The following is a 12,587-nucleotide window of genomic DNA, read 5'->3' as shown; positions in this document are numbered from 1 at the left end:
TACCGTTCTATGGTCAGCCGAGCAGAGAGCAGGAAACCGTTGAAGGTCGTCGTCGCCCACAATCGGTACCGCTCCGAGCTGCCCTCGGGCGAGAACATCATCGTCGACCTGGAGATGGCGCAGCTGGAGGCGGCCGGGGTCACCGTGCTGCCGTTCCTGCGCAGCTCGGACGACATCCCGTCGCTGTCGGCCGCGCAGAAGGCGCTGCTGCCGATCTCCCCGATCTGGGCCCCGGCGGCGCAGAAGGACCTGGCCCGGCTGCTGCGGGCGGAGCGCCCGGACGTGCTGCACCTGCACAACCCGTACCCGCTGCTCTCGCCCTGGGTGGTGCGCACCGCGCACGCGCACGGCGTGCCGGTGGTGCAGACCGTGCACAACTACCGCCAGGTGTGCGCGCCCGGCCTGTACTTCCGCGACGGCCACGCCTGCCACGAGTGCCGGGGCAAGGCGTTCGCGCTGCCCGCGATCAAGCACAAGTGCTACCGCGGCTCCACCGCGCAGAGCGCGATCATGGCGACCACGCTGGCGGTGCACCGGTCGACCTGGCGCTCGGTGGACCGGTACATCGCGCTGACCGAGGCCATCGCCGGGCACCTGCGCGACTACGGCATCACCGACGCCCAGATCACGGTCAAGCCGAACGCGGTCGAGGACCCGGGCCCGCCGCCGATCACCGCGGGGGACGGGCTGCTCTTCGCCGCCCGGCTGTCCCCCGAGAAGGGGCTCGGCCTGCTGCTCGACGCGTGGCGGCGGCACCCGGACGGGTCGCTGGGCCGCCTGCGCATCGCCGGTGACGGCGAGCTGCGCGGCCTGGCCGAGCAGGTGGCCGCGGAGCGGGCCGACGTCGAATACCTCGGCCCGATGGACCGCATGGGGGTACGTGCCGCGCTGCGTACCTCGGCGATGGTGGCCGTGCCGTCGACCTGGCACGACGTGCTGCCGACCGCGATCATCGAGGCGCTGGCCAACGGCCGGCCGGTGCTCGGCACCAACCTCGGCGGCATCCCGTACCTGATCGACACGGCCGGGTTCGCGGTCCCGCCGACCGTCGACGACTGGGCCGCCGCCCTGCCCGACGCTCTCAAGGCCGCCCCCACCCTCACCGACGTGGCCCGCCGCCGCTACCTCGACACCTTCCACCCCGACGTCGTCACCAGCCAGCTCCTCGCGGTCTACGAGTCGCTCGCGCACCGTCGCTCATGATCGTCGGACTTGCCTGGCACATGTGCGAATGCGGGCGCAAGACACGCACAGGTGCCAGGCAACTCGAACGATCAAGGCTGAGGTTCTTAGAGGTGTGGTTCTAAGAACTATGGTTCTAACGAGTCAGCCGCGGAGTGCCGTACGAGCCGTGAAGGTGATGCTGGCCAGGAGGAAGCCGAAGTTGACCACGGTGAACGCGGCCACGAACCAGATCGTCAGCGCCGGGGCGAGGGTCAGCACCAGGCCGGCCACGAAGATGACCGCGCCGTAGTCGCGGATGAGTTTCACGATGCGCACCGGCAGCGATGTCGAGGTCATCATCGAGTTCGCGTCGCCCTGGCTGGCGAGCACGCTGGTCACGAGGTTGACCATCCAGGAGCCGGCGAACAGCGCGCCCAGCCACAGCGGCGGCCGGGCCACCGCCACCAGGGCGGTGACCAGCAGGATCTGCGACGCCACGTCGCACAGGATGTCGATCCGGGCACCGGCCGGGCTGCGCTGGTCGGTCACCCGGGCGAGCTGCCCGTCGGCGCAGTCCAGCGAGTACGCCACCTGCCAGCCGACCAGGGCGAGCAGCCCGTACAGCGGGGTGATCGCGGCGGTGCCGTCCTGGGCGCGCAGCACCAGGACCACCGACACGGCGATGCCGATGACCAGGTTGAGCAGGGTGAGGTGGGTCGGCTTGAGCCCGGTACGGGCCGCGACCAGCGCGAACACCGCGCCGAGGCGCTGGCTGAACGCCTCGGAGAACAGTCCGCCGCCCCGGTTCACCGCGTAGAAGTCGGCGACCCGGGGCGGGGGTGTGGTCAGCGTGTCAGTGGACGGCATCCGCGTAGTCTGCCACCCGCTCGGCCAGCTCGTCGCGGCTGAGGTCGAGATGTTCGAGGATGGTGTACCGGTCGGGCCGGGTCCGCGGGGCGAACTCGACCGCGGCGACGAACTCCTCGTCGCTGATCCCGAGGTCGGCCGGCGTACGCGGCAGCCCGTGCCGCTTCAGGCACGCGCTGAGCTGGGCGAACCGGGCCTCGTGCACCTTGTCCACGGACGCCCGCAGGTAGGTGCAGAACAGCGCGCCGACACCGCACTGCTCGCCGTGCGCCGCGGTGCCCGGCCGGAGGATGTCCAGCGCGTGTGAGATCTCGTGGCAGCCGCCGCTGGACGGGCGCGAGGTGCCGCAGATGGCCATGGCCAGACCGGTCGTGATCAGGGCCTCGGCGAGCAGCGTCACGAAGACGTCGTCGGTGGCGTCGCCCGGGTGGTTGATCACCGCCTCGGCTCCGGAGCGGGCCATCGCCACCGCGAGCCCGTCGACGGGCTCGCCGCGTACCCGGTGCGCCAGCTCCCAGTCGGCGATGGCGCTGACGTTGCTCAGCGTCTCGCCGATGCCGGAGCGGGTCTGCCGGTCCGGCCCCGCCTCGACGAAGTCGAGGTCCACGACCACGGCCAGCGGGATGTGCACGCCGTAGGACGGCCGTCCGCCGTCGTGGTCGAGGGTGGCGATGGGGGAGGCGATGCCGTCGTTGGCGAGGCTGGTCGCCACGCTGACCATCGGTATGCCGTACCGCGAGGCCGCGTACTTCGTGGTGTCGATGGTCCGGCCGCCGCCGATGCCCACCACCGCGTCGTAGTTGCGCCCGCGCAGTCGCTGCCCGAGGTCGAGCGCCGATTCGAGGGTGCCGCCCTCGATGTTGATGAACTCGGCTCGGTCCAGCGAGGGGCCGATCAGGTCGACGATCCGCTCGCCCTGGCCGGGGCCGACCACGACCGCGACGTCGCCGCCGGCCGAGATGCGCCGGTCGGCCAGCAGCGAGGCCAGGCCCGCGACGGCGCCCCGCCGGACGTCGATGCTCAGCGGGGTCTGCACCGAACGGGTCAGTAGTGGCATGCGATCTCCCGCGCGCGGGCCAGGTCGTCGTGGTTGTCGACCTCGACCCAGGCGATCTGCCCGATCGACGCGCCCCGGATGACGCCGCCCCGGTTCGCCAGCTCCTGGTAGCCGTCCTCGTAGTAGAGGTTGGGGTCCCGCTCGAAGGTGGTCCGCAGCGCGTCGGCCAGCGCCACGGCGGCCTCGGGGCGGATCAGCGTCGCGCCGATGTACTCGCCGTGCGCGGTGGCCGGGTCCATCAGCTTGGTGATCTTCTCCAGGCGGCCGTCCGCGGTGAAGATCGCCTTCATCTCCTCGTCGGCGAGCGTCTTGTGGTCGTCGAGCGCCAGCACGATGCCCGCGTCGGCGTGCTCGGCGGCCTCCGCGGCGGCCAGCAGGGTGTGCTCGACCGAGACCGGGTGCACGGTGTCGCCGTTGACCAGCAGCACGCCCCGGGCGAAGTGCTCGCGCGCGAGCCAGAGGGAGTACGCGTTGTTCCACTCCTCGGCCTTGTCGTTGTGCACGAGCGTGAGGGTGACGCCGTACTTCTCCTCCAGGGCCGCCTGGCGGGCTTCGACGGCCTCGGCGCGGTAGCCCACCACGACCACGATCTCGGTGAGCCCGACCTTCGCCAGATTGCGCAGCGCGATGTCGAAGATCGTCGTTTCGCCGTCCACCGGCACCAGGGCCTTGGGCAGCGTGTCGGTGTAGGGGCGCAGCCGGCGTCCAGCGCCCGCGGCCAGCACCATCCCGATCATCAGTGGCTCCTTCGAGGGGGGTATGGAGGTGTTGCGTCGCTGGTGAAGGCTACTGCACCCGAGCGTGGCGGCCGAGCCAGCACAAGCCGCGACCTATAACAAGTCTTGTGAGTTGCCCTCAACCTCGCCCAAGATGTCCGTACGGTGCGTTTCAATGGGGTTGCGTTCCGAAGGGGTGATTGCATATGGCTAACGCTGCACAGGCGCAGCACGCGATGCACGTTCGTGAGGCGATGAGCAAGCCGGTCCTGATGGTCGGTCCGCAGCACACATTGCGCCAGGCGGCCCAGTTGATGGCGATGCGCCGGGTGGGCTCCGCGATCGTGATAGACCCGGACGGCGAGGGCCTGGGCATCATGACCGAGCGCGACGTCCTCAACGCCATCGGCTCGGGCCTCGACCCGGATGTGGAGCAGTGCGCCAACCACATCACCTGGGACGTCGTCTACGCCGCGCCGCACTGGAGCCTTGAAGAGGCCGCCATGGCGATGGCCCGGGGCGGGTTCCGCCACCTGGTCGTGCTCGACGGCGACGAGGTGCTCGGCATCATCTCGGTGCGCGACCTGATGCGTGTCTGGGCGCTGCGCCGCGCCGAGGCCGCCGCCTCCGTCTGACCGCCTTTGACGATCTTGCGGGGAACCGCGGGTGACGCACGCCTGTTTCCGGCGTTCGGCCCCGGTTCCCGCAAGGTTCGTCGTGATCAAGGCGGATGACACGAAGGGGCGGGTGGAGCGTTCTCGCATTTCGGGCGCACTAACCTGTTCAACATGACCGCCGAGCAGCTCATCTCGTTCGCCCGGGGCGCTCCGAGCCTCGACATCGTCGATGTCGAAGGGCTCAGCGCCGCGGCTGTCCGCGCCTTCGCCAACGACCCGGCCGGCCTCACCGCGTACGGCAACTCCTACGGCTACGGCCCGCTCCGCAAGTGGATCGCGGCCAAGCACGGGGTGTCCGCCGACCAGGTGCTGATCACCAACGGGTCCCTGCAGGCCGACGCGTTCCTCTTCAATCACCTCGTACAGCCCGGTGACCACGTCGTGGTGGAGAAGCCGACCTACGACCGGACCCTGCTGAACCTGAAGAACCTCGGCGCGGTCGTGCACCAGGTCACGCTGCACCCGGACGGCATCGACACCGCGGAGCTGCGCGCGCTGCTGGAGTCGGGCGTGCGGCCGAAGCTCGCGCACATCATCCCGAACTACCAGAACCCGGCGGGCGTGACTCTGTCCGAGGCCAAGCGGCACGAGCTGCTCGCGCTGGCGCAGGAGTACGGCTTCACGATCTTCGAGGACGACCCGTACGTCGACATCCGCTTCCGCGGCGAGGCGCTGCCGACGATGCTGTCGCTGGACAACGCGGGTGTCGTGGTGCACGCCAGCTCCTTCACCAAGACCGTCTGCCCGGGTGTCCGGGTCGGTTACCTGGTCGGTGACAAGGGCCTGATCGACGCGATCGCGGGCAAGGCCACGAACCTGTACATCTCGGCGGGCCAGGTCGCGCAGGGCATCGTGTACGAGTTCTGCGCCTCCGGCGACATCGAGCGTTCGGTGGCCACGGTCAGCGCCGCGCTGGCCGAGCGGGCCACCGTGCTGGCGGAGTCGCTGCGCAAGCGGATCGACGGGGTCTCGTTCACCGAGCCCGACGGCGGCTACTTCCTCTGGATCGAGCTGCCCGCCGACGTACACGTCGACAAGCTGCTGCCGGCCGCCGCCGAGCGCGGCGTGGCCGTGGTGAAGGGTTCGGACTTCCTGCTGGAAGGCGGCGAGAACGCGCTGCGGCTCGCGTTCAGCGCGGTCACCGTGGACCAGATCGACGAGGGTGTACGCCGGCTCGCCGAGGCCATCGACGCCGTTCGCGGTTGATCCCCCGGTTCGGATATCCGACGGCTATTCTGTCGTATTTCTGACAGTCGGATCGGGCACGGGTGGGGTTCCCCTCGCGAGGTTACGAGGATCACAATGCGTCGGGCGCCTGTCGCCGACCGAGGATCGAGACCTCGTGGCGCGTGGGGCCCCCGCCCGCATTGCCCCCGCCCCCAATGAAAAAGGAGCGTCACCCACCCCCCACCCCGGGTGGCGTTCCGGCGCCGGGTGGACCGAGCCGCATTCCCCCCGATAGCGGCACGTGGTCCACCCGGCGCCTCTTTGTCTCCCGCCGCGCCGAGTCCACTCACGATCACGGGAGTCCGTGCCGGTCCGGCCGCCCAAGTAGCCTGTCTGAGGAGTCTCCGGCGGTCGGCGACCCGGCGAAGGAGGCGATCGTGGTTGACGACATCCGAGACGACAACGGCCGACGATCCGCCAATCCGTACGTCCGCGGCGATCGCCTGACCCGCGCCATCACCGCCCCCGCCCGTGCGATGGGCCGGCTGGTCGGGCTGAGCGGCGAGGCCGAGGCCGGCCAGGTGCCGGCGCAGCCTGGTGAGCGCGCCGACGCGATCGTGGACTGCGCCATCTACCTCGACGGCATCCGCCAGCCGTCGACCGGCGACTACCGCGCGGCGCTGGCACAGGCGCGCCGGCAGCGGGGCGCGTTCGTCTGGCTGGGCCTGCACGCTCCGGGTGAGCAGCAGATGGCCGGCATCGCCGAGGCGTTCGACCTGCACGAGCTGGCGGTGGAGGACGTCATCAGCGCCGGCCAGCGGCCCAAGCTGGAGCAGTTCGGGGACGTGCACTTCCTGGTCATGCGCGCCGCGCGTTACGTCGAGCACCAGGAGCTGACCGAGCACTCCGAGGTGGTGGAGACCGGGCAGATCATGCTCTTCATCGGGCCCGACTTCGTGATCTCCGTACGCCACGGCGAGGCCTGCCGGCTCAAGCCGGTGCGCGAGCACCTGGAAGCCCGGCCCGAGCTGCTCAAGCAGGGACCGTGGGCGGTGGCGTACGGGGTGCTCGACCACGTGGTCGACCTCTTCGTGGAGGCCGCCGACGGCATCAGCCAGGACGTCGACCTGATCGAGGAGAGCGTCTTCGCGCGCGACTCCAGCGGCCGGATGCAGCGCATCTACCAGCTCAAGCGGGAACTGGTCGAGTTCAAGCGCGCGGTGCTGCCCCTGCAGCGGCCGCTGCAGCTGCTGATCGGCGACACCCCCGAGATCTCCAAGGAGTTGCGCAAGTACTTCCGGGACGTGCAGGACCACCTGGCACGTGTGGTGGATCAGGTGGGCGGCTTCGACGACCTGCTGATCTCGATCATGCAGGCACGGCTGGCGCAGGTGACCGTCGACCAGAACAACGACATGCGCAAGGTCGCCGCCTGGGCGAGTATCGCCGCCGTCTGGACCGCCATCGCCGGCATCTACGGCATGAACTTCGACTTCATGCCCGAGACCCACTGGAAATACGGCTACCCCATGGTCCTGACCGTGATGCTGGGCCTCTCCTTCGCCATCTACCGCATGCTCCGCCGCTCCGGCTGGCTCTGAACCCAAAGGAAGGGCACCTTCTTAACGGAATACGTAGAAGAAGGTGCCCTTGTTAACGCTGAGGTCGCGGCAGCTGGTTACATGCGGCCGTTCTTCGACCCGCTGGACGAGTACTTCGACGTGAAACTGTCGGTGGCGTCGTTGGCCGCCTCGGCCGCGTCGCCGATCTTCGACTTCATGGTGTCGCGGCCGCCGCGGACCGAGGACGCCGCCTCGTGCAGCTTGTCGGCCGTCTTGTCCATCGCCTTGCTGGTGTGGTGCGTGGCCTTGTCGAGCACCGTGTCGGCCTTGCCGGCGGCCTTGTCCGTCATCGACTTGGTCTCGGAGCGCATCGACTCCAGGGCCTGGCTCGGGTCGTACTCCGACCACTGCTGCTGGCGGCGGCGCTTCATGACCAGCGCACCGGCGATGCCGACGGCCGCGCCCGCGGCGAGCAGCCCGATCAGCATCCCCGTGTTCCCACTGCGTGCCACGTGGCTCCCCTTCTTGTGCTTGCGCGCCTTGGCGTTGGCCTTCTTGCCGGCGGCGATGGCGTCGGCGGCGCCCTCCCGGTACGCCGCGGCGAGCGGCGCGAGTGCGGACACCGTCGAGTCCATGCCGCGCGAGGTGACCCGGCGCATGCGTCCGGTGGTCGGGCCGAACGACGCCCCGACCCCGCTGGCGGCATGGGTCGCCGCCTGCAGGAAATGGTCCCAGCTCTGGCCCATTTCCTCGCGCATCAGCTCCCCGCGCGTCTTCTTGTGAAATCCGAGCATCTTCCCCCGCCTTCCTGCCCGGCGCCCCCGCGCCGGACAGCCGATCGCTTCGGGCGCCCCCGCGCCCGTGCGGTGGTATCGCAGGGCGCGCCGTCATGGCGAAAGCGCGCCCCGTTCATGTCCCTGACTGCCATCCTGCCTCGCCGGACGCCATCGCACACCCGGAACGGGCACATGGGAGAATCTGTCGGTAACCAACCACTCGAATATCAGGAGTCAGCCGTGGCCGACGCCCGTTTCGCCGTCCTGCACACCAGTGCCGGTCCCATCCGCCTGGAGCTCTTCCCGAACCACGCCCCGAAGACCGTGAAGAACTTCGTGGAGCTGGCCGAGGGCACCAGGGCCGGGGCGACCGACCCGCGGACCGGCCAGCCGATCACCGGCCCGTACTACGACGGCACGCCGTTCCACCGTGTGATCGACGGATTCATGATCCAGACTGGTGACCCGACCGGCACCGGTCGCGGTGGCCCGGGATACACCTTCGACGACGAGTTCCACCCGGAGCTCAGCTTCAGCGAGCCCTACCTGCTGGCCATGGCGAACGCCGGCCCGAAGACCAACGGGTCGCAGTTCTTCATCACCACCGGGGCGACGAACTGGCTGAACTTCAAGCACACCATCTTCGGCAAGGTCGCGGACGCGGACTCGCAGAAGGTCGTCGACGCCATCTCCAGCACGCCGACCGACGCCGGTGACCGGCCCCGCGACGCGATCGTCATCGAGCGAATCGACATCGAGCGCTAGTCTCGCATTCATGACGTCTCCCGCACCCCAAGGTGGCCTGCCGCCCGTACCGAGCTGCTACCGCCACCCGGGGCGGGAGACGTACCTCAAGTGCAGCAGATGTGAGCGGCCCATCTGCCCGGATTGCATGATTCCGGCGTCGGTGGGCCACCACTGCCCCGAGTGCGTGGCCGAGGGCCGGCGTACGCAGCGCCCGGCCCTCACCCACTTCGGCGGCTCCCAGCTGGGCATGCACGGCTACGTGGTCAAGACGCTGATCGGCCTCAACCTGGCCGTGTTCGTGGTCGGCATCCTGCTGGCGGGCATGGACGCGGTCTTCGTCGGCGGCCTGTTCACCGACGTCACGGCGATCCACTGGCTCGGCGGCGTGCTCGGCCCCACGGTGACCGTCGCGCCGGACGGCCCCTATCTCGGCGCCGACCCGTCGCTCGGCACGGTCTACACCGGGGTCGACGACGGTGCCTACTACCGCATGTTCACCGCGATGTTCATCCACTACGGCCTGCTGCACCTGGCGCTGAACATGTGGGCGCTGTGGGTGCTCGGCCGCCCGCTGGAGGCCGCGCTCGGCCCCGTGCGCTTCGCCGCCGCGTACCTGATCTGCGGGATCGGCGGCAACGTCGCCGGTTACCTGTTCGGCGGGGGCGGCGTCGGGGCGGGCGCCTCGACCGCGATCTACGGCCTGTTCGCGATCTACTTCTTCGTGCTGAAACGGCTGGGCCGGGACGCGTCCGCGATCATCCCGGTGATCGTGGTGAACGTGGCGATCTCCTTCACGGTGCCGGGCATCGGCATCGCCGGCCACCTCGGCGGGCTCGCCACGGGGGCGATCGTGGGTGCCGGGCTGGCGTACGCGCCGCGGGAGAACCGCACGCTCGTGCAGACCGCCGTGCTGGTGCTGACGTTCCTCGGCCTGATGGGTGTGACCGTGGCCGTTTCGCTGACGCGCTGACCTGGAAGAAGCCGGGCGGCGATCGACCGCATGAGTGACTCGCGTGACGTGTGTCACGCGCAGTCGTTGCTCCTTACATGGACGTCTTCTCGCGTACGTTCCTTCCCGCCACCGGCGAGGCCGGCATCCCCATGGCCACGGTCAGCCGGCATATGCCGATCTTCCGCCGTTGTGTCGAAGCCGGTGACGCCACCGTGCTCGTCGCCCGCGCGCTGCGCCCCGAACGCCCGCTCGGCCGCGAGTTCCTGATGCTGCTGACATACCGCCGCCTGGTCATCACCCAGGAGAGCCGCATCCTGCGCAGGCTGCGCCTGCACCTCAACACCGACCTGCGCCACCTGGCCAACGTCACCTGGCACCCCGACCCGCGCCTGTCGGCCATCGAGTTCGCGGCCACCGCCGTCGACGGCATCCGGGAGCGCTTCTGGATCCACGCGGGACACCCCAAGCAGGTCTGGCACCTCGACGCCCTCTTCTCCCACGTCTTCAAACCCAAGCTCATCGCCCAACGCACCGCCGGCCTCAACACCACCCCCTACGCCTCCTTCACCGACCACCTCGTCGGCGCCTAACCCGCCCCTCTCTCCCCCTTCCCCCGCCAAGATCACGACGATCTTGCGTGAACTGTTGTCGATATGCCCGATAAAGGCGTGTCGCACCCACAGTTCGCGCAAGATCGTCGCCGCGTTGGGTGGGGGTGGGGGTGGGGGTGGGGTAGAGGGTTTGCGGAGGGCTTACGTGGTTCGTACATGGGTCGGACATGATGGCGGCGTGAGTGAGAAGGGGCTGGTGCTCGTTGTTGAGGACGAGCGGCCTATTGCTGATCTGATTCGGCTTTACCTGCAGCGTGACGGGTATGGGGTGCAGGTCGAGGGCGATGGGGCTGCGGGGCTGGCGGCGGCGCGGAGGTTGCGGCCGGCCGCGTGTGTGCTGGACATCGCGCTGCCGTCGATGGACGGGACGGAGATCTGCCGGCGGTTGCGGGCCGAGGACATCTGGGTGCCGATCATCTTTCTCACCGCCCGGGATGACGAGGTTGATCGCATCGTCGGGCTGGAGTTGGGGGCCGACGACTACCTGACCAAGCCGTTCAGCCCTCGGGAGCTGGTGGCGCGGCTCAAGGCGGTGTTGCGGCGGTCCGGCGGGACGCCGGAGCCGGATCGCAGCCGTGTGGTCGGGCCGGTGCGGCTCGACCCGGCGCGGCGCGAGGTCACCGTCGACGGCGTCGCCGTGCAGCTGACCAGCACCGAATTCGATCTGCTGGCGCATCTGATGAGCCGGCCGGGGCGGGTCTACACCCGGGACGAGCTGCTGTCGACCGTCTGGGGGTATGCCGCGCACGGCGGCACGCGCACCGTCGACGTGCACGTGGCCCAGGTGCGGGCGAAGCTCGGGGCGGCCGCGCACGTCGTGCGCACGGTGCGGGGCGTGGGGTACACCGCCGATGCCTGACCGCCGTGCCGACCTCACCGTGCCGATCCGGGTGCTCGCCGCCCCGCCCCGGCCCACCGCCAGCACCACCACGCTGACCACTCGCGCCGTGCTCGCCGGGGTGGTCGTCGCGCTGATCACGCTGGTGGTCACGGGGCTCGTCGCGGTGCCGCTGGCCGCCCGCGCCGCCGAGCAGGCCGCCCGCGACGGGCTCGCCTCGCAGACCGATGTGGTGGCCCAGGTGCTGCGCTCGCGGCGGGCCCCGGCCGCGGACGCCCGGCTGATCGAGCAGCTGCGCAAGCTCGACGGCGACGTGACCGCGTACCTGATCACGTCCGGTGCGGCCGACCGGCCGGGGCTGCCCGCCCGGGTGGTGCAGCAGGTCGCCGACGGCAAGAAGGTCAGCGAGCGGCTGGCGGTGGTCGGCGGCCGGCTCTCCATGGTGGAGGGCCGCTCGCTCGACGGCGGCGACGGCGTGGTGCTGGCCCGGCCCGCCGCCACCGGGGTCAGCCGCCAGGTGCTGCGTTACCTGTGGCTGCCGCTGCTGGCCGGGCTCGGCGCGGGCGTGCTGGCGGGCGTGCTGCTGGGCCGCAGGCTGGCCCGCCCGATCCGCAACGCGGCCACCGCGGCGGCCCGGCTCAGCTCCGGCGACCGGACGGTACGCCTGGCCGCGGAGCCGCCGCAGGAGGTGGAGCGGCTCGCCCACTCGATCAACGAGCTGGCCGAGGCGCTGGCCACCAGCGAGGGACGCCAGCGCGAGTTCCTGCTGTCCATCTCGCACGAGCTGCGCACCCCGCTGACCACCATCAAGGGGTACGCCGAGGCGCTGTCCGACGGCGTCGTCGGCCCCGACGGCGCGCAGGAGGTCGGGCAGACCGTGCTCGCCGAGGCGGAGCGCCTGGACCGGCTCGTCGCGGACCTGCTGTCACTGGCCCGGCTCGACGCCGCCGACTTCGCCGTGCAGCTCACCGACGTCGAGCTGGTGTCGCTGGCGACCTCGGCCGAGCGGGCCTTCGCGCCGCGCGCCGCCCAGGCGGGCGTGCCGGTGCGCGCCGAGGTGCCGGCGGGGGAGGTGTGGGCGCACACCGACCCGCTGCGGCTGCGCCAGATCGTCGACGGCCTGGTCGAGAACGCGCTGCGGGTGGTGCCGCCCGGCCGCCCGATCGTGGTCGCCGTACGCCCGCTGCCGGACCGCACCGCGATCGAGGTCCGCGACGGGGGACCCGGCCTCACCGACGACGACCTCGCCGTCGCCTTCCAGCGAGGCGCGCTGCACCAGCGCTACCAGGGCGTACGCCAGACCGGCAGCGGCCTGGGCCTGGCCCTGGCGGCCGGGCTCGCCCGACGCCTCGGCGGGGCCATCGAGGCCGGTCACGCGGCCGAGGGCGGGGCCCGGTTCACGGTTTACCTGCCCCGAACCTCGGCCTGACCGCGCCCGCGCGGCGGCCCGGCA

The 12,587-nt window shown here is 70.6% G+C and carries 13 protein-coding genes; 9 read left to right on the top strand and 4 right to left on the bottom strand.

Going from position 1 to position 12,587, the window contains the following annotated elements; genetic code table 11:
* The first annotated feature begins 39 nt into the window (after positions 1 to 39).
* A complete protein-coding gene (locus Cco03nite_RS10805) occupies positions 40 to 1,203 on the top strand; it encodes a glycosyltransferase family 4 protein (protein ID WP_203691850.1) in 1,164 nt (387 codons plus the stop codon).
* 123 nt (positions 1,204 to 1,326) lie between these two features.
* Here the strand turns inward: Cco03nite_RS10805 and Cco03nite_RS10800 are convergent, their stop codons facing one another.
* The 3 genes from Cco03nite_RS10800 to Cco03nite_RS10790 are packed head-to-tail and all read right to left on the bottom strand — an operon-like array spanning position 1,327 to position 3,825.
* Positions 1,327 to 2,031 (bottom strand): CDP-alcohol phosphatidyltransferase family protein, encoded by a 705-nt coding sequence (locus tag Cco03nite_RS10800; RefSeq protein ID WP_203691848.1) that lies wholly within the window; start codon positions 2,029 to 2,031, stop codon positions 1,327 to 1,329.
* The gene (locus Cco03nite_RS10795) at positions 2,018 to 3,088 is read right to left on the bottom strand and encodes an iron-containing alcohol dehydrogenase family protein (RefSeq protein WP_203691846.1); all 1,071 of its coding nucleotides are present in this window, start codon (positions 3,086 to 3,088) and stop codon (positions 2,018 to 2,020) included. Before Cco03nite_RS10795 ends, Cco03nite_RS10800 begins: the two co-directional genes overlap by 14 nt.
* Positions 3,076 to 3,825 carry a phosphocholine cytidylyltransferase family protein gene (locus Cco03nite_RS10790; protein WP_203691844.1) on the bottom strand — a complete coding sequence of 250 codons (750 nt, stop codon included), beginning with the start codon at positions 3,823 to 3,825 and terminating at the stop codon, positions 3,076 to 3,078. Before Cco03nite_RS10790 ends, Cco03nite_RS10795 begins: the two co-directional genes overlap by 13 nt.
* A 215-nt stretch (positions 3,826 to 4,040) precedes the next feature.
* On the opposite strand from Cco03nite_RS10790, the gene Cco03nite_RS10785 reads away from it, so the two are divergent.
* The 3 genes from Cco03nite_RS10785 (at position 4,041) to corA (ending at position 7,249) form a co-directional block, all read left to right on the top strand.
* A complete protein-coding gene (locus Cco03nite_RS10785; RefSeq protein WP_120321578.1) occupies positions 4,041 to 4,439 on the top strand; it encodes a CBS domain-containing protein in 399 nt (132 codons plus the stop codon).
* 153 nt (positions 4,440 to 4,592) lie between these two features.
* Positions 4,593 to 5,687, top strand: a complete 1,095-nt coding sequence (locus Cco03nite_RS10780; RefSeq protein ID WP_203691842.1) for an aminotransferase-like domain-containing protein — start codon at positions 4,593 to 4,595, stop codon at positions 5,685 to 5,687.
* Positions 5,688 to 6,184: 497 nt separating this feature from the next.
* The gene (gene corA / locus Cco03nite_RS10775) at positions 6,185 to 7,249 is read left to right on the top strand and encodes a magnesium/cobalt transporter CorA (RefSeq protein WP_239167294.1); all 1,065 of its coding nucleotides are present in this window, start codon (positions 6,185 to 6,187) and stop codon (positions 7,247 to 7,249) included.
* Positions 7,250 to 7,326: 77 nt separating this feature from the next.
* On the opposite strand, the gene Cco03nite_RS10770 is transcribed toward corA, so the two are convergent.
* Positions 7,327 to 8,004 carry a hypothetical protein gene (locus Cco03nite_RS10770; RefSeq protein ID WP_203691837.1) on the bottom strand — a complete coding sequence of 226 codons (678 nt, stop codon included), beginning with the start codon at positions 8,002 to 8,004 and terminating at the stop codon, positions 7,327 to 7,329.
* Between the two features lie 222 nt (positions 8,005 to 8,226).
* On the opposite strand from Cco03nite_RS10770, the gene Cco03nite_RS10765 reads away from it, so the two are divergent.
* The 5 genes from Cco03nite_RS10765 (at position 8,227) to Cco03nite_RS10745 (ending at position 12,563) form a co-directional block, all read left to right on the top strand.
* Positions 8,227 to 8,751: a peptidylprolyl isomerase gene (locus Cco03nite_RS10765; RefSeq protein WP_275412029.1), complete on the top strand. Its 525-nt coding sequence runs from the start codon at positions 8,227 to 8,229 to the stop codon at positions 8,749 to 8,751.
* Positions 8,752 to 8,761: 10 nt separating this feature from the next.
* Positions 8,762 to 9,703, top strand: coding sequence for a rhomboid family intramembrane serine protease (locus Cco03nite_RS10760; RefSeq protein ID WP_203691833.1), 942 nt, complete (start codon positions 8,762 to 8,764; stop codon positions 9,701 to 9,703).
* 77 nt (positions 9,704 to 9,780) lie between these two features.
* Positions 9,781 to 10,275: a hypothetical protein gene (locus Cco03nite_RS10755; RefSeq protein ID WP_239167283.1), complete on the top strand. Its 495-nt coding sequence runs from the start codon at positions 9,781 to 9,783 to the stop codon at positions 10,273 to 10,275.
* Between the two features lie 199 nt (positions 10,276 to 10,474).
* Positions 10,475 to 11,155 (top strand): response regulator transcription factor, encoded by a 681-nt coding sequence (locus Cco03nite_RS10750; protein ID WP_203691831.1) that lies wholly within the window; start codon positions 10,475 to 10,477, stop codon positions 11,153 to 11,155.
* On the top strand, positions 11,148 to 12,563 hold the full coding sequence (locus Cco03nite_RS10745) for a sensor histidine kinase (RefSeq protein ID WP_203691829.1): 1,416 nt from the start codon (positions 11,148 to 11,150) through the stop codon (positions 12,561 to 12,563). Before Cco03nite_RS10750 ends, Cco03nite_RS10745 begins: the two co-directional genes overlap by 8 nt.
* Positions 12,564 to 12,587: the final 24 nt, after the last annotated feature.

The organism is Catellatospora coxensis (assembly GCF_016862635.1).
GTDB classification, from domain to species: Bacteria; Actinomycetota; Actinomycetes; order Mycobacteriales; family Micromonosporaceae; genus Catellatospora; species Catellatospora coxensis.
Note: the sequence above shows the minus strand (reverse complement) of the source record. Positions and strands in the feature narration are given on the sequence as shown.